Source organism: Sorangium sp. So ce887 (assembly GCF_051521455.1).
Lineage (GTDB): Bacteria > Myxococcota_A > Polyangia > Polyangiales > Polyangiaceae > Sorangium.
Window position 1 is genome coordinate 4983946 of sequence record NZ_CP150354.1, and the last position, 19947, is coordinate 5003892.

Genomic DNA, 19947 nt, shown 5'->3' on the forward strand with positions numbered 1-19947 from the left:
CGTGGGCCACGCGGAGATCATCGCGGGGCGCTTCGTCATCGAAGGAGAGGCCGCCGCGGGCGGGATGGGCACCGTCTACAAGGCGCACGACCGCCTCGGCGGCGTTTCGGTCGCCCTCAAGATCGTCCGCCTGAGGAGCGCGATCCAGGTCGAGCGGTTCGAGCGGGAGGCCGCCCTCCTCGCCGCGCTCGTCCATCCGGGCATCGTGCGCTACATCGCGCACGGCAGCACGCCGGAAGGCGACCGCTACCTCGCCATGGAATGGCTCGACGGCGAGGACCTCGCCGCGCGCCTCGCCCGCCGCTTCCTGCCTGCGAGCGAGGGGCTCTCGCTCGTGCGCCGGGCCGCCGACGCCCTCGCGTTCGCGCACGCGCGCGGCATCGTCCACCGCGACATCAAGCCGAGCAACCTCTTCCTCCCCGGCGGCGACGCCGGGCGGGTCAAGCTCGTCGACTTCGGCATCGCGCGGCCCAGCGCGGACGCGGGGCGCGTGACCGTCACCGGCGGCGTGCTCGGCACGCCCGGGTACATGGCCCCGGAGCAGGTCGAGGCCAGGTGCGCGCCCGATCCGCGCAGCGACGTGTTCTCCCTCGGGTGCGTCCTGTTCGAGTGCCTCACCGGCCAGCCCGCCTTCGCAGGCGCGAGCCCGATGGCCGCGCTCAGCAAGATGCTCCTCCAGGAGCCGCCCCGCCTCCGCGACCTGCGCGCGGACGCGCCCGCGCCGCTCGACGAGCTCGTCGCGCGCATGCTGTCCAGGCTGCCCGGCGACCGCCCGCGCGACGGCGCCGAGGTCGGGGCGGAGCTCGACCGGATCGTCGCGATGGATGGCGTGTGGACCGCGCCGCCCGACGCGCCGACGCTCTCGGGGAGCGAACCGCCCGGCGCGCCGACGCTCGCGGGGGGGAGCGCGCCGGTCCGCGGCGCCGGCCCGCGCGAGCGCGCCGCCCTCACGCTGGACGAGCAGCGCGTCGTGAGCCTCATCTTCCTCGGCGAGGCCGACCACGGCGCGGTCCGGGCGCCGCGGCCGGCCGCGCAGGCCACGGAGACCCCGAGCTCGCCGCCGCCCCGCTCGGCCGGCTCGCCGCCGCCCGCGTCGGCCGGCTTGCCGCCCGCGTCCACATCGCGCGCCGCCGAGCTCCGCGCGCTCGTCGAGCTCCACGGCGGCAGGCTCACGCAGCTCGTCCCGGGCGTCGACCTCGTCATGATGTCCGGCCCCGGCAGCGCCGTGGATCGCGCCGAGCGCGCCGCCCAGTGCGCGCTCGCCCTCCGCGCCGAGCTACCGGACGCACCGCTCTGCGTCATCACGGGGCGGGGCGTCTTCTCCGCGGGCCTCGCCGAGGGCGACGCCATCGACCGCGGCCTCGCCGAGCTCCGCGCCGCGCCCACCGGCGCCGTGCGCCTCGACAGCGCGACCGCCGACATGCTCGGGCCGCGCTTCGTCGTCGCGCGCGTGGTCCACTCGATGACCCCCGCCCCCTCGACACCGGGCGAGCCGCTCGTCCTCTCCGGCGAGCGCGCCGTCGACGAGATCGCCCCCGCGCTGCTCGGGAAGCGCACGCCCTGCGTCGGCCGCGCCCGCGAGCTCTCCATGCTCCACGGCGTGCTCTCCGGCTGCATCTCCGAGTCGCTCGCGAGCGCCGTGCTCGTCCTGGGGCCGCCCGGCGCCGGCAAATCCCGGCTCCGCCTGGAGCTCTTCGCCGCCCTGCGGCAGCGCGACGAGCCGGTCGAGATCCTCTGGGGCCGCGCCGACTCGGGCTCCGCCGGCTCGCCGTTCGGCATGGTCGCCGACGTGCTCTGCCGGGCCGCCGGCCTCCGCGCGCGCGACCCGGCGTCGGCGCGGCACCGCAAGCTGAAGCAGCGGCTCGGACGCCACCTCGGCGGCCCGGCGCTCGAGCGCGCGGCGGCGTTCCTCGGCGAGATCGCCGGCGCGCCGTCGCCGGAGCACGCCCGCTTGCTGCGCGCCGCGCGCCAGAGCGCGGCCGGCGTGAGCGACGGCGTGTGGGCCGCGTGGGAGGACTGGCTCGCGGCCGAGTGCGCCGCGCGCCCGGTGCTCGTCGCGCTGGAGGACCTGCACTGGGGCGACGCCGCCACCGTGCGCCTGCTCGACGCGACCCTCCGGAACCTCCGCGAGCTGCCGCTCATGCTGCTCGCGCTCGCGCGCCCCGACGTCCACCGGCAGTTCCCGAGCCTGTGGGCCGAGCGCGAGGTGCAGACGATCAAGCTCGGCCTGCTGCCGCGCCGCGCGAGCGCGGAGCTCGTGCGCGCCGCGCTCGGCGCGTCCGCGGCCGAGGGCGTGGTCGCGCACCTCGTCGAGCGCGCCGGCGGCAACCCGTTCTACCTCGAGGAGCTCATCCGGGCGGTCGCGAGCGGCAAGGGCGAGCTCCTGCCCGATTCGGTGCTCGGCACGGTCGAGGCGCGGCTCGACGCCGAGGGCAACGAGGGCAAGCGCGTGCTCCGGGCGGCCAGCATCTTCGGCGATCGCTTCTCGAAGCGCGGCGTCGCGGCGCTGCTCGGCGGCGAGGGGCACCTCGCCGACGTGGAGGCCTGGCTCAGGGCGCTCGCCGACCGCGAGCTCGTCGCGCCGGCCTCCGGGTCGGGGAGCCTCACCGACGCCGCCGACTACGTCTTCCGCCACACGCTCGTCCGCGAGGCCGCCTACGCCATGCTGACCGAGCCCGATCGCGCGCTCGGCCACCGGCTCGCGGGCGCGTGGCTCGAGCGGGGCGCCTCCGCGGATCCGAGGGTCGTGGCCGAGCACTTCCGCCGGGGCGGAGAGCCCGGCCGCGCGGTGCGCTGGTACCGGCGCGCGGCCGAGCAGTCGCTCGAGGCGAACGACCTGCGCGCCGCGCTCGAGCGCGCCAACTGGGGCGAGGCGTGCGGCGCCGCGGGCGAGGACCTCGGCGCGCTCCGGCTCGTCGCGGCGGAGGTCAAGGTCTGGGAGGGCGACCTCGCCGCCGCCGAGGCGCTGGGCGCGTCCGCGGCCGAGCTGCTCCCCGCCGGCTCCCCCGGGTGGTTCCGGGCCGTCACCCAGATCGCCGCCGCGGCGGGGAAGCTCGGCGCCGTCGACCGCGTGGCGGGGTGGGCCGCCGTCGCCGAAGGTCTGTCCGCGGCGAGCGATCCGGCCGCGTCGCCGCCCTCCAGCGCGCTCGCCTCGCCGCCCTCCGCGTCGCCGCCCTCCGGCGCGGCCGCGCTGCGGCGCGCGCGGATCGCGTGCTTCTGCGAGTGCGGCGCGCAGCTCGTCTTCGGCGGCCGTTACGCCGAGGCCGACGCCCTGCTCGCGCGCATCGACGAGGGCCTCCGCGCGCTCCCGCCGCCGGACGCCGAGCTCGTCGCGATGGCGCAGCAGCTCCGCGCGATCCGCGCCTCGGCCGGCGGCGACCCCGAGGCGTGCCTCGAGGGCCTGGAGGCGGCGCTCGCGGCCTTCGAGCAGGCCGGGGACAGGCGCAGCGCGTGCGTGATCGGCGCGAACCTCGGCTTCATCTACGCGGAGCTCGGCGAGCTCGGGGCGGCCGAGTCCGTCCTGCGCGCCGCCCAGGAGGCCGCCGATCGGATGGGGCTGCGCGAGCTCGCCACCGTGGCGTTGCACAACCTCGGCCACGTGCTCGGGCAGCTCGGCAGGCTCGACGAGGCGCTCTTCGTCGAGCGGCGCGCGGTGGAGGCGTTCCAGCTGCGGGGCGACCTCCGCATGGAGGGCGTGGCGCGGACCTACCTCGCGAAGATCGCGCTGCTCTCGGGCGACGCCGCGACGGCCGAGCGGGAGGCGAGCGCCGCCGAGGCGGCGCTGCACGTGGCCCCGCGGCTGCGCGCGCCCGCCGTGGCGGTGCGCGCGCGCGCGCTGCTCGCCGGCGGCCAGGTCGCGGCGGCGCTCGACGCGGCGCGGGAGGCGTTCGGCGAGCTCGCGGCGCTCGGCTCCCTGGAAGAGGGCGAGTCGCTCGTGCGGCTCGCGTACGCCGAGGCGCTCGCGGCGTCCGGCGCCCACGGCGAGGCGGCCGCCGTGCTCGCCGACGCCAGGGAGAGCCTGCTCGCGCGGGCCCAGCGGATCGCAGACCCACGGCGGCGCGAGCGGTTCCTGACCGCGGTGCCGGAGAACGCGCGCATCGTCCTGGGCGCCGCAGCGACGTAGTCCTGGGCGCCGCAGCGAGCTGGCCGGCCCGAGGGGTGCATGCCGCCTCCGCCTCGCCCGCCCGTGCGCATCCGCTTCCCGGGCGACTCGGCGCGACAGGGACGGTTTGAAGCCGCTGCGCTGATGGCCTGTCGCGCCGCCTGGACCAACGTGACCCATGCGAGGGAGGCCACCAGCCTGCCGATTGTCCAGGATGAGCGAGGTGCTTGTTGCGCTGAAAGCCTGTGAGTTCCTCTTGATTCGAATTAAAAAAATACTCTATCAGAGGTGACAGGTGATCAGACGAGCTCATTCCTCCAACACGCGCGCTGCACTACCTACCACCGTCACACCTGCTCGAAATCAGCAGAGAGTCGAGAGAAAACGAGGGGCTGGGTGCCGAATGTGGATTGACGCATTGCGCTGTGCGGCGGGAGCTGCCGTTGTGCTGCTCTCGCAAGGATGCGTTGCGTCGATGGATGAGGCGATTGACGCGGAGCGCGCCGAGGTCGGCGAGGCGGCTCTGTCGTTGAAGAGCTATGCAAAGACGCAGTATCCGATCGTGCTCTGTCACGGGATGGCCGGCTTCAGGGCAATGTTCGGTGTGGTCGACTACTTCGGGGGGATCGCGTCGACGCTGCGCTCCGGCGGGGCGGAGGTGTATGCGACCGCGGTGCCGCAGTTCGACAGCACCGAGGCGCGCGGGGAGGCGCTGCTCGCGCAGGTCGAGGAACTCGTCGCGCGCACCGGGAGCGGGAAGGTGAACCTGATCGGGCACAGCCATGGAGGGCTCGACGTCCGGTATGTCGCCGCGGTGCGGCCGGATCTCGTCGCCTCGGTGACCACGATCGGGGCGCCGCACCAGGGGGCCGAGCTCGCCAGCTATCTCCAGGAGAACCTCCGCGACGGCGGGCTCGCCCAGGGGGCGCTCTCGTTCCTCGCCAACAGCCTCGGCTCGGTGCTCAGCCTGCTCAGCGGGCGCTCGACGGCTCAGGACTCGATCGCCGCCGTGAGGTCGCTCTCCGCCGAGGGGATGCGCGAGTTCAATGCGCGTTACCCGGACGGGCTGCCCGACGGCCGGTGCGGGCAGGGCGCCGCCGAGGAGAACGGCGTGCGCTTCTTCTCGTGGTCCGGGACCGGGATCGTCACGAGCCTCCTCGATCCGACCGACCTGTCGCTCGGGCTCATCTCCAAGCTGTACTCGGAGTCGAACGACGGGATGGTGGGCAGGTGCAGCTCCCACCTGGGAGAGGTGGTCCGCGACGACTACGGGATGAACCACCTCGACGAGGTGAATCAGCTCTTCGGGTTCATCAACCTGTCTGGCCCGAACCCGAAATCCGTGTTCCGGGCGCACGCGAGCCGCCTGAAGAACGTCGGTCTCTGAGCCGGCGAGGGCCCTCGTGGAGCGTCGTGGAAGGAACATTCTCCTCGCGGCGATGGCGCTCGCCGCGCTGCTCTGCGCCGGGCAGCTCGCCTCGCGGGAGCGGCCCAGGCCGTCCGCGCCGAGCGCCCGATCGAGCGGGCTGGCCGCGCGCCGCTGGCGGACGGAAGCGCTGCCGGCGCTGTCGACGACGCCGGCCCCCGCGCGCCTCCGGCAGGCGCTGTCGGTCGCGCCGCCCGCCGCGGCGCCGCGGCAGGCCGCAGCGCCCTCGCTTCGCGGCACCGACGTCGACGGCGCGGTGCTCGTCGACGCGAACGGCGATCTGATCGTCGGCCCCGAGCTCCTTTCGCTGTTCGACTACTTCCTCAGCGCGACCGGCGAGGAGCCGGCGGCGGCGATCAAGGCCCGCATCGTGGCGGCGATCCGGGAGCGCGCCACGGGCCGCGCGGCGGAGCAGGCGATCGCGCTGCTCGACCGGTACCTCGGCTACCGCGAGGCGGCCGGCGCGGCGCGCGTCGCGCAGGCGGCCGATCCGGCGGAGCGGCTCGCCGCGCTGCGCGAGATCCGGCGAGAGCATCTCGGCGCGGAGGTCGCGGCGCAGCTGTTCGGCGACGAGGAGCGGGAGGGGGAGGCGGCGATCGAGACGTCCCGCCTCCTCGCGGACGCGACCCTCTCGCCCGAGGAGCGCGACGCGCGGATCGCGGAGGTCGAGGCGGCGCTGCCCGAGCACCTCCGCGAGGCGCGGGAGGCGGCGGTGCGCCCGCTCGTCCAGCGGGCCGAGGAGCAGGCGCTCCGCGACGCGGGCGCCTCGGACGAGGAGCTGCACGCGCATCGGGTCGCGACCGTGGGCCCCGAGGCCGCCGACCGGCTCGCGGAGCTCGACCGGCAGCGGGCGGCGTGGCAGCAGCGCCTCGACGCGTTCGCCGACGCGCGCGCGGCGATCGCGGCGACCGAGGCCGATCCGGAAGCGCGGCGCGCCGCCGAGGAGGCGCTGCTCGCGCGCGCGTTCACGCCGGAGGAGCGGCTGCGCGTGCGGGCGATCCTGGGCGCCGCGCCGTGACCCGCGCGCCGGCGCGGCGCGAACCCGCCGCGGCGAGGTGCGTCCCGCGATCGGGCCGCCAAGCGGCACCATCGAGCCGTGGCTACATCGAGCCGTGGATCGAGAGCCCGAGCCCGTCGGCGGTGACGAGCGGCGCTGCGCCCATCTGGAGCACGCGGCCGCGCTGCACCGGCACGCGCACAAGCCGCGGCAAGGCGACGCCGCCGAGCAGCATCCCGAGACCGACGGCCTGGCCGGCGCCCAGGACGGAGAGGCCGACCGCGCCGGCCGCCGAGTGCCGCCCCGTGCCGAGGTGGATCCAGGGGCCGGCGACGGGGATGAGCAGCGAGGTGGGGCTGGGCGCGAGCCTGCCGCGTTGCCGGACGACGGAGCAGGCGCACTTGGTGCACTGGGAGACGAGGCGGGCCTCCGGCCGCTCGAGCGAGAGGGCGGCGCCGTAGAGGGCCGACGCGGTCCAGAAGCCGCCCAGCGTGGACGCACCCGTGATGATCCAGCGCCTCCTCTCGGGATTCGCGACGTAGGTGGTGGCGGCGGCGCTCTGCTGCGTGGTGATCGCGGCCCGCTGCGGCCCGAGGCTGCCTTGCGCCGAGGCCTGAGGCGAGACGACCTGTGTGGCGTCGCCCGCGGAAGCGCTGGAGATGCCGAGACAGACGCCGAGCCCGAGAAGCCCGGCGAGCCCCGCGACGACGGCTCTCCCTCCAGTTGACCTACGGCTGTTTCTCCCCATCTTCGAAGTCCGCATGAGCCCCTCCCGGTGCCATGAAACGCACCTGCGCTGGAGAGAGCAAGCCCCGGGCCCCCTGGAGATGCCTGGAGCACAGGTCGGCTCCAAAGCCCGAGATCCGAGCCACGGAGGCACAGAGAGCACAGAGGGCAAGGAGAGCACAGAGGCTCTCTGCGATTCCCGTCGAGTCCTCTGCGCCGCCGGGATTCCTCTTCCTGGAGGGGAGACGCCGGGCTGGGGAATCCCCTCATTTTGTGCCCGTATACAGCGGGAAATTGAACAGGGAGGCGGGGAGGCGGGGAGGCGGGGAGTTTTTCTGAGATTTTACTCCCCGCCTCCCCGCCTCCCTGTGAATTTTCCGAAGAGTTTGAGGGGATTCCTCAGGACGCCGGGTCCTGCGTCCGGGGAGGACCTGGAGAGCGACGCTCGGCTCCGACAGGCACACCGGCCCGGTTCTCGTCCCGGCGGAATACACACCTCACGAGAGGAACCGCGGGGAGCGCGGCGCGCTGCGGGCGCTTGACTTTCGAGAAAGCCTGTGGAGTTCCTCTCCCTCATGCACGGGATCACCGCGGGTCTCCGGCTCGCCGTTGCGGGGTGTCTCCTGAGCCTCTCGTGCACTGTCGACTCGCTGCGGGAGATCGAGAAGAACGTCGCCCGGGTCCAGTCGACGATCCCGGCCAACCTGGGCTGCGCGCCGCGCGGCGCGCCCGGTATGGTGCCCGAGCCGCCGGGGCCGCAGGAGGGGCTCAACGAGAACGACAGCACGGAAGCCGGTGAGTACAGGCACGACGATCACGCGAACGTCATGATGGATCTCCTCGTCATGGCCATTCAATGCGACGTGACGCGCGTCGTCACCCACATGCTGGACGACGCTCGCTCCGAGTTCGCGATCTCCGGGGCGAGCCGAACAGGCTGCTCGAGGAGATCCTGCGGTAGCCGAACGGCAGCTGACGCGCTCGCGCGCGCTCGATGGCTATCTGGCCGAGGACGACAGGCTACACAGCGCCCTCGCGGAGCCACTCGCCGAACCGCTCGCCGATCATCAGCGCGGTCAGGTTCGTGTTCACGCTCGGGATGGTCGGCATGATGCTCGCGTCCGCGACGATCAGCCCCTCGACGCCGCGGACGCGCCCGCGCCCGTCGACCGCCGCCGCCGGGTCCCCCTCGGGCCCCATCGGGGCCGTCCCGCACGGGTGGTAGCCGGAGCCGCAGCTCCGGTAGATCCACCGCTCCAGCGCCTCGCGCCGCATCAGCGTGCGCTCCGTCGGCCAGAGAAACCAGCCGAGCTCGCGCATCGGCGCCGTGCGGGCGACCTCGTACGCGAGCTGCATCGCGTCGACCGCGCGCGCCAGGTCGTCGCGGTCGACGAGCATGTTCGAGACGATGCGCGGCCGCGCGTGGGGATCGGCGCTCAGGTGCTCGATGCGGCCGACGCCGCGCGGCTTGCCGATGCAGCACGCGATGGCGAACGCCGGGATCGTGAAGCGCGGGTGCAGCGGGAAGAAGGAGCCCGGCTGGAGCTGCATGTCGTTCGGGTACGGGCTGCCGCGCGATGTGTAGCGGAGCACCGTCTGGACGAGCGGCTGGCGCAGGACGTCGATCAGCCCGCGGCGGCGCGGCCACAGGCCGATGGCCGCCCCCGGATGGTCGAGCAGCCGCGCCCCCACCGCGGGCACGTCGGACACGGGCGCGATCCCGAGGCGCGCGAGCTCTGCCCGCGGCCCGATCCCGCTGCGCAGGAGGATCCCGGGCGTCGCGATCGCGCCCGCGCTCAGCACCACCTTCCGCGTCGCGACGACCTCGACCCGCCCGTCGGTCTCGATCTCGACCCCCTCGACCCGGCGGTTCCGCACAAGCACCCGCCGCACCGTCGTGCGCGGCCGGAGCCGCAGGTTCTCCCGCCGGCGCACCTCGGCGGTCAGGTAGCAGCGCGCCGCGCTCATGCGCTGGCCGTCGATCTTGTTCATCGCGTGCGGCCCGACGCCGCCGGGCGCGCGCGGATCGTTCGTGTCCGCGCACTCGGGGTGGCCGAGCTCCCTGCACCCGTCGACGAACGCCGCCTGCCACGGCACGAGCTCCTCGCGCCGCGCGCGGCGGATGGGCACCGGGCCGCCCTGGCCGTGCCAGGGCTCGCCGAGGTCGCGGTCGTCCTCGAGGCGCTTGAAATAGGGGAGGCAAGCGTCGAAGCCCCACTCGGGCAGGCCGAGCGCTGCCCACTCGTCGTAGTCGTACGGCTGGCCGCGGATCGCGATGCACGTGTTCACGGCCGACGAGCCGCCGACCACCTTGCCGCGCGGGAAGAGGAACATGATCTGCCCGGGCGTCGGCCGGTGGCGGTAGCCCCAGTCGTGCGCGAGCCACGAGTTGCGGGTGCCGTCCCGCAGGTCGGCGGGCAGGCGCGCCGGGTCCGGGTAGTCCGGGCCCGCCTCGAGCAGCAGGACCTCGCGATCCGCGCGCTCCGTGACGCGCGCCGCGATCACGGCGCCCGCCGAGCCGGCCCCGACCACGACGAGCTCTGCGGCGCTCTCAGGGCGGGACGAAGTGGACAACGACGTTCGAAACACCTTGGAAACTCGACCTACACGGGATCGCGTCGCCCGGCAACGTGCCCTCGAAACTGGGTGCGCTGTATGACTGTCGTGCAGTTGCATCGCGTCCCACGCGGCGCGCGCCCACCCGACGGCGGAGCGCGCCCGTCTGCCCACTCGCCCGGGAGGCCACATTGGAAACACCGAGGTTCATACAGGGTGTCTACGCGTTCGAGGGGCAGGGCCTGGAGCAGCCGGTCCCCCTTCGTCCCGCGATCGGGTACACCGTCCCGCGAGACAAGCGCGCGCAGCTCATCTACCTGCGCGCGGGCAACTCCACGTCCGAGCTCATCTACCTGCTCCTCAAGCGCGACGGCCAGCCGATGCGCTACTTCCCGATCGGCGCCAGAGGCGCCATCCACGTGCCGCTCGTCATCGTCGAGGACATCCACCCCGAGAGCGTGCTGGAGCTGTCCGTGGGCGCGCCCGAAGGGGTGCGCGGCCTCGCGACGATCGACATCGGCCTGGCGGAGATCTGAGCCATGCAGAAGAAGCGCAAGCTCGTGGTGATCGGCAACGGGATGGCCGGCGTCCGCACCGTGGAGGAGATCCTCGCGCGCGGCGGCGCAGAGCAGTTCGAGATCACCATCTTCGGCGACGAGCCTTATGGCAACTACAACCGTATCCTGCTCTCCGAGGTGCTGAACGGCTCCCAGGACGCGAGCGAGATCTTCCTGAACCCCCTCGCGTGGTACCGGGAGAATCGCATCCAGCTCCACGCGGGCGTGCGCGCGCGGGCCATCCACCGGCACTCGCGCCAGGTCACCGGCGAGCACGAGATCGTCGCGTCGTACGACAACCTGATCATCGCGACGGGCAGCTCGCCCTATATCCCGCCGATCCAGGGGGTGCGGCTCGAGGGCGGCCGGGAGAAGCCGGGCGTGTTCGTGTTCCGCACCCTGGACGACTGCCACAGGATCGCCGCCTACGCGAAGGGGAAGCGGCGCGCCGCGGTCATCGGCGGAGGGCTCCTCGGGCTCGAGGCGGCGCGCGGGCTGCAGAACTTCGGGATCGACGTCCACGTGGTCCACATCAGCGGCCACCTGATGGGACAGCAGCTCGACGCCACGGCGGGCGCCATCCTGAGGACCACGCTCGAGCAGCTCGGCGTGACGGTGCACCTCAACAGGAGCACCAAGGAGGTGCTCGGCGACGACCGCGTGACCGGGCTCCGCTTCGCCGACGACGAGGTGCTCGACTGCGATCTCGTGGTGATCTCCGCGGGCATCCGGCCGAACGTGGACCTCGCGCTGCGCGCCGGCGTCACCGTCGAGCGCGGGATCGTGGTGGACAACCACATGCGCTCGCCCGACGACCCGAGGATCTACGCCGTCGGCGAGTGCGCGCAGCACCGCGGGCACGTCTACGGGCTCGTGGCGCCGCTCTGGGAGCAGGGCAAGGTGCTGGCCGACCACATCACGAAGCGCAACGAGAAGGCGACCTACTCGGGCTCGAAGGTCGCCACGAAGCTGAAGGTCATGGGCATCCAGCTCGCCTCGATGGGCATCACCGAGCCGGCCGACGATCGGGACGAGATCGTGCAGTTCCTCGAGCCGAAGAAGGGCACGTACAAGAAGCTCATCATCCGCGACGGGCGGCTGCTCGGCGGCATCCTCCTCGGCGACGTCAGCAAGGCCGCGTACCTGATGCAGGCCTTCGACAAGAATACCCCGCTCCCGGACGAGCGGCTGTCGCTGCTGTTCGACCTCGGCGCGCCCTCGACGAAGGCGACCCTCGAGGAGATGCCGCCCGAGATGCAGGTCTGCAACTGCAACGGCGTCAGCAAGGAGGGCATTGTCGCGTGCGTGCGCTCCGGCAAGCGGAGCTCCCGGGCCATCATGGACGCGACGCGCGCGGGGATGGGCTGCGGCGCCTGCAAGCAGCTCGTCTCGGAGATCGTGGCGTGGGCGTGCGGCGGCGCGGCGGAGCAGGACCCCGCGGCGAGCTACTACGTGCCCGGCGTCCCGCTGAGCAAGCCGGAGCTCATCCAGGCCGTCCGCGAGCGCGGGCTCCGGTCGGTGTCCGCCGTCTTCCGGGAGCTCGCGGGCGGGGTCGAGGACCCGGGCAGCAAGCCGGGGCTCGCGTCGCTGCTCCGGACGGTGTGGCACCACGAGTACGAGGACGAGCGCGACGCGCGCTTCATCAACGACCGCGTGCACGCGAACATCCAGAAGGACGGCACCTTCAGCGTGATCCCGCAGATCCCGGGGGGCGTCACGTCGGCGGCGCAGCTCCGGAAGATCGCGGACGTTGTCGACAAGTACCGCGTGCCGCTCGTCAAGCTGACCGGCGGCCAGCGCATCGACCTCCTCGGCGTGAAGAAGGAGGACCTGCCCGCCGTGTGGCGCGACCTCGACATGCCCTCGGGGTTCGCTTACGGAAAATCGTACCGCACGTGCAAGAGCTGCGTCGGGACCGACTTCTGCCGGTTCGGCCTCGGCGACAGCATCGACCTCGCGGTGAAGATCGAGGATCGCTTCCGCGGCATGGACACGCCGGCGAAGCTGAAGCTCGCGACGGCGGGCTGCCCGCGCAACTGCTCGGAGGCGATGGTGAAGGACGTCGGCGCCGTCGCGGTGGAGGGCGGCAAGTGGGAGATCTACGTCGGCGGCGCGGCGGGCGCGCACGTGCGCAAGGGCGACGTGCTCTGCGTGGTCGACGCGCACGCCGACGTGCTCCGGCTCATGGGCCGCTTCATCCAGTACTACCGCGAGAACGCCAGGTACCTGGAGAGGACGTACGGCTTCGTCGAGCGCCTCGGGATCCAGAAGATCCGCGCCGTCGTCGTGGACGACAGCGAGGGCATCGCCGCGCGCCTCGACGCGGAGATGCAGAAGACGGTCGAGGCGTACCGCGATCCGTGGAGAGAGGCGTACTCCCCGGCGACGCCGAACCAGTTCCGGTCGGTCCTGCCGATCGTGCAATGAAGGGGCGCGACATGGAGATCACCCTGGGCCCCCTCTCGACGATCCCGCCGGGCGAGGGGCGCGCGTTCGACGTGGGCTCCGAGCGCATCGCGGTCTTCCTCGCGCGGGACGGCCGCGTGTTCGCCACGCAGGCGGCCTGCCCGCACCGCGGTGGCCCGCTCGTCGACGGGCTGCTCGGTGGCTGCACGCTCGTGTGTCCGCTGCACGCGCAGAAGTTCAACCTGCAGACGGGAGAGGCCCTGAACGGCGGGCCGGGGCTCAAGACCTATCCGGTACGTCTGAGCGCGACGAACCAGATCGTTGTGCGGATCGAGCGAGACGGGGGCTGACCGCGCCCGGCGCGACGGGGGCCCGAGCCTGGCGGCGGCGGCGGCATCGGGCGCTTTGCGGCGCCCCTGGATTGCGCGTCCGGGGGTACGCTACCGGGGCGCGTCGCCCGCGACGCCGCTCGAAGGGTTCCCTCTCGCCATGGCCGACTTCACGACAGCCGCACCGTTCGCCCCCGGCACCGTCCTCGGGGGCGATTTCCGTATCGTTCGTCCCCTGAGCCAGGGGGGCATGGGCGCCGTGCTCGTGGCCGAGCAGCTCTCCACCGGCAAGCCGCGCGCGGTGAAGCTGATGCACGCGCAGCTCGCGCAGGACCCGCGCTTCCGCGAGCGCTTCGAGCAGGAGGCGAGGGTGGGGGCGCGCATCGAGAGCGACCACGTCGTGGAGGTGGTCGCGGCCGGCGTCGATCCGGCGACGCAGACCCCCTGGCTGGCGATGGAGCTGCTCGACGGCGCCGACCTGTCGGCCGTGGTGGCGCAGCGCGGCGCGCTGCCGCCCGACGAGGTCCGCGAGCTGATGGGGCAGCTGTGCCACGCGCTCGCGGCGGCGCATCGCGCGGGCGTCGTGCACCGCGATCTCAAGCCCGAGAACATCTTCATCGCGCGGCCGCGGCAGCAGAACGTCCGCTTCAAGGTCAAGGTGCTCGACTTCGGCGTCGCGAAGATCGTGGCCGAGGCGCGGGCCACCACGGCGGTGACCGCGTCGGTCGGGACGCCGCTCTGGATGGCGCCCGAGCAGACCGAGGCTGGCCAGCACGTCACCCCGGCGTCGGACGTCTGGGCGCTCGGGCTGCTCGCCTTCACCCTGCTCACCGGGCGCATGTACTGGCTCGAGCCGACCCGCGGGCCGAGCGCCTCGGTCATGTCGCTCATGCGCGAGGTGCTGTTCGTCCCGCTGGAGCCGGCGTCCGCCCGCGCCGCGCGCCACGGCTGCCAGCACCTGATCCCCGCGGGCTTCGACGCCTGGTTCGCCGCGTGCGTCGCGCGCGACGTCCGCGCTCGCTTCGCCGACGCGGCGCACGCGATGGCGGCGCTCGATCCCGCGCTCGCCGCGGCCGTCCCCCGGTCCGCGGCCCCGCCGCCGGGGCCGTTCGCGCCGGCCCCGCCGGGGACCACGGGCTCGCCGCCGGCGTACCCGGGCCCGACCTACCCGACGATGGCCGGCACCGACGTCGGCGGCATGTCCGGCGGCACCCTGGCGCTCGTCCAGGCCCGACCGGTGCGCAAGGCGCCCTGGGGCCTGCTGCTCGCGATCGCCGGCGGCGGGCTGCTCGCCGTCGCCGCCCTCGTCGTCGGCGGCATCGTGGTCGTGGAGCGCCTGCGCGCGACCGAGCCCACCGCCCTCCCGCCGCTGTACGGCAGCGCCGGCAGCGCCGGCGCGACCCCCGGCAGCGCCCCGACGGCGCCGCTCAGCCCATCGAGCACCGCCACGGCCAGCGACATCCACCTGGCCGGCACCTACGACATCACGTCGTCGCGCAACCCGGGCGGGCAGGGCAGCTATGCGGGCAACGTCCTCCTGTCGAGGAGCGGGGACACGTACCGCATCGCCTGGATCATCACGAAGGGCGCCGGTTACGAGGGGATCGCGCTCGTGCAGGGGCAGACCGTCGCCGTGGGCTGGGCGAGCGGCGGCCCGTACGGCGCGGCCGCCTACCGCATCGACGGCGATCGCCTCCGCGGGCAGTGGATCTCCACCGACCGGCCGGGCCGGATCGAGGTCGAGACGCTGCAGGGGTCCGAAGGGCTGGCCGGCAGCTACAGCATCGTCGAGGGTCCCCGGAGAGGCACGGTCGTGATCGCGCGCACGGGCGACACGTACGCGGTGACCTGGACGCTGAGCACCGGCGGCATGCTGAAGGGGGTGGGCCTCCGCTCGGGCGACCAGCTCGTCGTGGGCTGGTCGCCGGGCCAGCAGGTCGGGGTGGTGAGCTATGCGATCGAGGGCAGACAGCTCACCGGGCGATGGGCGAGCCTGGGTGGCACGCTGGCGGGGACGGAGACGCTGCTGCGCCGCTGAGTCGGGCCCTCGGGACGGTCCATCCGAGACGAGAGACGAGACCGGAGCGCCCGCACAAGCACGATGTCGCGCTGGCGGTTGCGGCGCTGAGGAATCTCCTCAAATTTTTCGGAAAATTCACAGGGAGGCGGGGAGGCGGGGAGGCGGGGAGGCGGGGAGTAAAATCTCAGAAAAACTCCCCGCCTCCCCGCCTCCCTGTTCAATTTCCCGCTGTATACGGGCACAAAATGAGGGGATTCCCCAGGTTGCGGCGGGGTGCGAGCCCCATGTATCTTTTTATAGGATCATGGCCTCCTTGCCCGCGCCGAACACCCTGCTCCGCGATCTCGCATTGCCCGCGCTCAGCCCGCCGGCGCACGAGCAGCTCAGGCGCGTCTGCGCGTTCCTTTACGTCGTGGGTCTCCCGGAGGTCCAGACGCGCGCGCTCCTCGCGGGGTACACGCCGGAGATTCATGCCGAAGGCGTCTATCACGCGAGCGTCGTTGGGGGGCAGCGCTCGTTCGGAGAGTGGCGTCAATGGCGGTCGTTGCGGCCTCCGCGCGACCCCGACCTGCCCGACCTCGTGGCGGATCTCGACCGGTTCGTGAGCCGGTGGCGACCGCGGGCGCTCTCGGCCGCCGCCGAGGTGCCTGACGTCGGCGACCGCGGCGAGCTCGAGGACTACCTCGGCGCATCCATCGAGCGACCGAGCCGGACGTGGCGCGCCAAGGCCTGCGTCCAGCGCATCGAGCACCTCGCCGAGGTACCGGTCCCCTCGTATCAGGCCACGTGGGCTGCCCTCGTCGCGGAGGGCATCCAGACCGAGCTCGCGCGGTTCCACGAGGTCCTCGAGACGGTGCAGGACTTCATCGCCACGACGTCCCTCGATGCCGACGAGCTCGCCGACATCCAGGCGGCGCGCGAAGAGGGCGCCGCCTCCATCGACGCGTGGTTGACCGCGCGGCGGCGCCAGTTCGCGGGGCACTTCACCGAGGAGACGCTGAGTCTCCTCGCGCTCGGCGAGGCCGTGCCTCCGCCGCTGCCCGACGTGCCCCTTTCCTTGCTCGCCCGCTTCCGGCCAGCGGCGCGCGCTTAGATCGTGCTCATGACAGGCTGCGGCTTTCTGGCGGGATCCGCGCCGAGTGGTGCGAGATCGAATCCATGTGGGCCAGGACCTCCGCCTGACCCCAGCGCTCGAGCGCGTCCATCTCCGCCGGGCCGAGCAGCCGCTGAATCGCACCCCAGGTGCGCTCGAACGCGAGCGCGGCCAGGTGCTGCGATAGCCCGGTGAGGGGGGTCCGGTCGGGCTCGTCGCCCCGGTAAGCCGCGTAGGCCTCGGCGTCCCATCCCTCCAGCGGGAGCGCTTCCGTCTCGGCGATGCGCCGATCCAGCGCGTCCGCCGTCTCCGCCCACGCTCGGGCGATCTCGAAGAGCTTGGCGAGCTTGCCGAGCGGCAGGCCGAAGCTCGCGACGCGGTGCTCCTTGCGGCGCGGCAGCCACGCGACGAGCACGTGCCACATGATCCGCCAGTCCGGCTCCTGTCCGAGGACGAAGAAGCGCTCCTCGATCCACGCGCGAAGCTGCGCCGCAGCCGTCGAGCCCTGGGTGCGCTCCACGTCGGTGAGGAACGCCGCGATGTGCACCGCGAGCATGCCGTCATCGTCCCGCTCATCGTCCTCCAGCGCCTCGAGCTCGATCTCCGCCCGGAAGCAGCGACGCGCGGCCGTCTTCACCTCCTCGACGTCGTCGATCCGGAGCCCGAGCTCGGGCCAGAAAGGCGTTACCCTGTCCAGGCTGAGGAGCCGGACAGCCGTTGTGTAAGCATAGGATACATGGAGGTCATCGAGATCGAGGGTGGGGTTCATGGGCAGCGCAGCTCGGGTTGGTCTGGAGCGGCCAGCCTAGCCGCGCCGGGGGTGAGCAAGTAGGTCGCCGTGCACACGACACACGACGGTGAGCCGAGAGCCACCCGTCAGGGACGGCCATGCACCAGGGCCTGCCGGGCCGCATCCAGGAGTAAGAGAGTCGACAGCCGTGGCTCCGGGAGCGCGGCCGGAAGCAAAAAATCAGGCAGATCAGGCTGTTGTGAAGGCCGTGCGCGAGCACCTGCCCGGGATCGCGGTCGACGAGCTCATGGAGCTGCCGGACCTCGCCCGGGCGCTCCGGTTCGCCGTGCGCGAGGCGCTGCCCCGGGCGGCGGGCCCGAAGGAGATCGAGAAGGGCGGACGAGCGAGTGGCTGCTCGAGAACCTGACCCCGGCCGGACGCCTGAGCGAGAGCGACAAGGCGAGCGGCGTCCCTGTCGCGACCGATCAGAGCTGCCCATACTCACGGATCCGGTCGCGCTCTTCTCCCTTGTCTCCCTTGTCGGGCTCCAGATCGATGACGATCCCGAGGCGCGATTCGACATAGGCCGCCCAGAGGGTTCCATGCGTTGGAACGCTGGTCCAAGCGTTCATCTCCGTGATCGACAGGAGCCCGTCCATGCTTCGATCGAAGATTCTTATGTCCTTGAAGCGTAATCCGGACGTGAATCCGAATTGGACGTTGAGATTGCGGGAATAGACGTCTGCACCGAGGAACAGATCGACATGCGTGGTCCGGACAAGGGTCCCCTGTGGCCTCAAGGTCGTGGTGAACATGGGAAGAACGGCTCCGATCAGTTTGTAGAATTGAAGGCTCGTGGCCGCGCTCGCCCGGAACGCTCCGGCTTCGAACGTGGCATGGACCCCCAATTCCTTGTCTTCTATCGTCGAGATGTTCTCCTTGCCCACTCCAACGCCTATGAGATACCCGATGTTGAGCTCCTGGGTGGGGCTCGCGGTCTGTCCGAAGCTCACCATGACCGTATGGACAGCCCCCGGAGGCGTTCCGCCGCCGTAAGTGACTCCGAGTCTTGCAAGATGGGGGAGCTTCGTCTGAACAATGCCGTTGAGGTAGAGGCCGTCCCAATGGAATTTCTTTGGGGGCCGTCGCTCTTGCGCAGATGCCAGAGCGGCAAGAGAGAACACTCCAAGCCCTGATAGCGCGCGCAAGAATGGCTGCCATGGCCTGCTCGAACGGCGGGTCGATGGCTCCCACGAGATGAACGGCGGCGTGAAGTATGTTCGAGTCATTCGGTCTGCATGCGGGCTATGCACGCTGGGTTCTTCACCAACTCATCGATGTCGACGTCACCGTGCTCGCTCTTGAACACATAAGCGTTTTCCATCGCACTGAGGCCGAGGATGCTGCTCGTGACATCTGGCTGCGACGGGTCCTCTAAGAATCTTATAATGGCGGTGCAAATCGATTGTTGCGATCGGGCCAGATCTCGGATGCTCAGGACGGTTTCGCAGTCGATCGTGCTGCTGCCCAGTATTTCCTCGTATGCGTTGAATAGCCACCAGAAGTCTCTGCAATCCATGGACATATTATGCAGATCGTTCGGTTGCGATGCGATGATGCATTGCTCCAAAAGCTCTGGCTCAGATGAAGGAGTGGGTTTGTCTTCGTTGGCGTGGGGCTTTCTCTCGCTGTTCTGAAGATGTGGATCGCTACGCTGGAGGGCCTTTTCGCAGTTGGCCAACCGCTTCCGGGTGACGCTCAGAGTCGACTGAAGATAGGGGGCGTTCTTGCTCGCGGCGTCCTGGCGTGATCGAGGCTGGTTGTCGCTCTCTGCCGAGATTCTTCCGAGGTTGTATGCCGCCGCCAGTGCGGCGACCGCGATGACCCCAAATCCAATCCATGTTGTTGGCTTCGGTGAGGTTCCCATGTGTCGAACGTTGCGGGTTGAAGTCCTGATGGCGTGCGCAAGCACGGCGGCCCTGGCCTGTTCGAACAGCGGGTCGATGGCTCTCGCGAGATGGACGCCGCGTGAAATAGGTTCGAGTTATTCGGCCTGCATGCGATTTATGCACTCTGGGTTCTTCACCAGATCATTCATGTCGATGACGCCATGCTCGCTTCTGACTATATGGGCATTTTTCATCGCGTCGATGCCGTGAGGATCGCTCGTGGGATCTGGCTGCGATCCGCCATCGAAAGATCTTGTAACGATGGCGCAAATCGAGGATTGTTTTATAGCCAGTTCTCGAATGCTCAGGACGGTTCTACAGTCGAGCATGCTGCTGCCCAATATTGCCTTGTATGCGTTGAAATGTCTCCTGAAGTTGGTGCAGTTGGCGGTCAGATCCGTCGCTTGCGATACGACGATGCATTGCTTCGGGACCTCTGGCGCAGGTGAGACCGTGGGATTATTAGCGTTAGTGTGTGGCTTTTCCTCTCTCTTCTGAAGATGGTGGTCGCGACGCTGGAGGGTCTTTTCGCAGCTGGCCAACCGTTTCCGGATAGCGCTCAGAGTCGACCGAAGATCGGGATCGTCCTTGCTGGCGACGTCGTGGTGTGATTGAGTCCGGTTGTCGCTCTCTGCCGAAATTCTTCCCATAGTGTATGCCGCCGCGAGTGCGGCGACCGCGATGGATCCCGATAAAATCCATGTTTTCGGTTTCGGTGGGGTTCCCATCTGTCGAGTGTTGCGGGGTGATGATGATCGTCGCCTGAGGGCAGTTGGTATGGTGAAATGGGTCTTCAGGGTAGTGTGGGCTAGTAGTAGCAGGGATCCTTCTCGATCGGCGTTATTCCAACCATTTGAGGGGTGATGATTAGACTGGGGTCATCGCTGGGGGGTAGTGACTCGCGCCATTCATTGCATTTTTTTGTGCCTAGGATATTCATAAATTGTTCTTGTCGCGGCGTCGTTCTCCCGCAGTAAATCGGCTGAGGGAATCCGGGTCCCTGTACACACAGCGCTTGGCACGTGGGGGATGGATCCATGCACGTCGGTGGTGGTT

The 19947-nt window shown here is 71.1% G+C and carries 16 protein-coding genes; 10 read left to right on the plus strand and 6 right to left on the minus strand.

Annotated features, from left to right (window positions below; genetic code table 11):
* The first annotated feature begins 1 nt into the window (after position 1).
* From WMF36_RS18490 to WMF36_RS18500, 3 genes are all read left to right on the plus strand, one after another.
* Complete coding sequence (locus WMF36_RS18490; RefSeq protein WP_437580932.1) at positions 2–4123, plus strand: serine/threonine-protein kinase; 4122 nt, start codon at positions 2–4, stop codon at positions 4121–4123.
* 454 nt (positions 4124–4577) lie between these two features.
* Positions 4578–5489 (plus strand): esterase/lipase family protein, encoded by a 912-nt coding sequence (locus WMF36_RS18495; protein WP_437580933.1) that lies wholly within the window; start codon positions 4578–4580, stop codon positions 5487–5489.
* A gap of 16 nt (positions 5490–5505) precedes the next feature.
* Positions 5506–6546: a lipase secretion chaperone gene (locus tag WMF36_RS18500; protein WP_437580934.1), complete on the plus strand. Its 1041-nt coding sequence runs from the start codon at positions 5506–5508 to the stop codon at positions 6544–6546.
* Between the two features lie 82 nt (positions 6547–6628).
* Here WMF36_RS18500 and WMF36_RS18505 read toward each other — a convergent pair whose 3' ends face one another.
* Positions 6629–7288, minus strand: coding sequence for a hypothetical protein (locus WMF36_RS18505; protein ID WP_437580935.1), 660 nt, complete (start codon positions 7286–7288; stop codon positions 6629–6631).
* Positions 7289–7826: 538 nt separating this feature from the next.
* On the opposite strand from WMF36_RS18505, the gene WMF36_RS18510 reads away from it, so the two are divergent.
* Positions 7827–8363: a DUF1552 domain-containing protein gene (locus tag WMF36_RS18510; protein ID WP_437581935.1), complete on the plus strand. Its 537-nt coding sequence runs from the start codon at positions 7827–7829 to the stop codon at positions 8361–8363.
* Here WMF36_RS18510 and WMF36_RS18515 read toward each other — a convergent pair.
* Positions 8272–9825 (minus strand): GMC family oxidoreductase, encoded by a 1554-nt coding sequence (locus WMF36_RS18515; RefSeq protein WP_437580936.1) that lies wholly within the window; start codon positions 9823–9825, stop codon positions 8272–8274. The two genes, WMF36_RS18510 and WMF36_RS18515, sit on opposite strands and share 92 nt — an antisense overlap.
* A gap of 173 nt (positions 9826–9998) precedes the next feature.
* Here WMF36_RS18515 and WMF36_RS18520 point away from each other — a divergent pair, with 173 nt between their 5' ends.
* The 5 genes from WMF36_RS18520 (at position 9999) to WMF36_RS18540 (ending at position 16212) form a co-directional block, all read left to right on the plus strand.
* Positions 9999–10343 carry a molybdopterin oxidoreductase gene (locus WMF36_RS18520; protein WP_437580937.1) on the plus strand — a complete coding sequence of 115 codons (345 nt, stop codon included), beginning with the start codon at positions 9999–10001 and terminating at the stop codon, positions 10341–10343.
* 3 nt (positions 10344–10346) lie between these two features.
* Positions 10347–12791: a nitrite reductase large subunit NirB gene (nirB, locus tag WMF36_RS18525; protein WP_437580938.1), complete on the plus strand. Its 2445-nt coding sequence runs from the start codon at positions 10347–10349 to the stop codon at positions 12789–12791.
* An 11-nt stretch (positions 12792–12802) separates the two neighbouring features.
* Positions 12803–13120, plus strand: a complete 318-nt coding sequence (locus WMF36_RS18530; protein WP_437580940.1) for a Rieske (2Fe-2S) protein — start codon at positions 12803–12805, stop codon at positions 13118–13120.
* A 139-nt stretch (positions 13121–13259) separates the two neighbouring features.
* Positions 13260–15137 (plus strand): serine/threonine-protein kinase, encoded by a 1878-nt coding sequence (locus tag WMF36_RS18535; RefSeq protein ID WP_437580941.1) that lies wholly within the window; start codon positions 13260–13262, stop codon positions 15135–15137.
* 286 nt (positions 15138–15423) lie between these two features.
* Positions 15424–16212, plus strand: coding sequence for a hypothetical protein (locus WMF36_RS18540; RefSeq protein ID WP_437580942.1), 789 nt, complete (start codon positions 15424–15426; stop codon positions 16210–16212).
* Between the two features lie 7 nt (positions 16213–16219).
* Here the strand turns inward: WMF36_RS18540 and WMF36_RS18545 are convergent, their stop codons facing one another.
* Positions 16220–16981, minus strand: a complete 762-nt coding sequence (locus WMF36_RS18545; protein ID WP_437580943.1) for a hypothetical protein — start codon at positions 16979–16981, stop codon at positions 16220–16222.
* 220 nt (positions 16982–17201) lie between these two features.
* Between WMF36_RS18545 and WMF36_RS18550 the strand changes: the two genes are divergently transcribed.
* The gene (locus WMF36_RS18550; RefSeq protein ID WP_437580944.1) at positions 17202–17369 is read left to right on the plus strand and encodes a hypothetical protein; all 168 of its coding nucleotides are present in this window, start codon (positions 17202–17204) and stop codon (positions 17367–17369) included.
* Between the two features lie 58 nt (positions 17370–17427).
* On the opposite strand, the gene WMF36_RS18555 is transcribed toward WMF36_RS18550, so the two are convergent.
* The 3 genes from WMF36_RS18555 to WMF36_RS18565 all read right to left on the minus strand — a co-directional run bounded on the left by WMF36_RS18555 (position 17428) and on the right by WMF36_RS18565 (position 19619).
* Positions 17428–18126 carry a hypothetical protein gene (locus WMF36_RS18555; protein WP_437580945.1) on the minus strand — a complete coding sequence of 233 codons (699 nt, stop codon included), beginning with the start codon at positions 18124–18126 and terminating at the stop codon, positions 17428–17430.
* 101 nt (positions 18127–18227) lie between these two features.
* Positions 18228–18869 (minus strand): hypothetical protein, encoded by a 642-nt coding sequence (locus WMF36_RS18560; RefSeq protein ID WP_437580946.1) that lies wholly within the window; start codon positions 18867–18869, stop codon positions 18228–18230.
* A gap of 117 nt (positions 18870–18986) precedes the next feature.
* The gene (locus WMF36_RS18565; RefSeq protein ID WP_437580947.1) at positions 18987–19619 is read right to left on the minus strand and encodes a hypothetical protein; all 633 of its coding nucleotides are present in this window, start codon (positions 19617–19619) and stop codon (positions 18987–18989) included.
* Positions 19620–19947 lie beyond the last annotated feature (328 nt).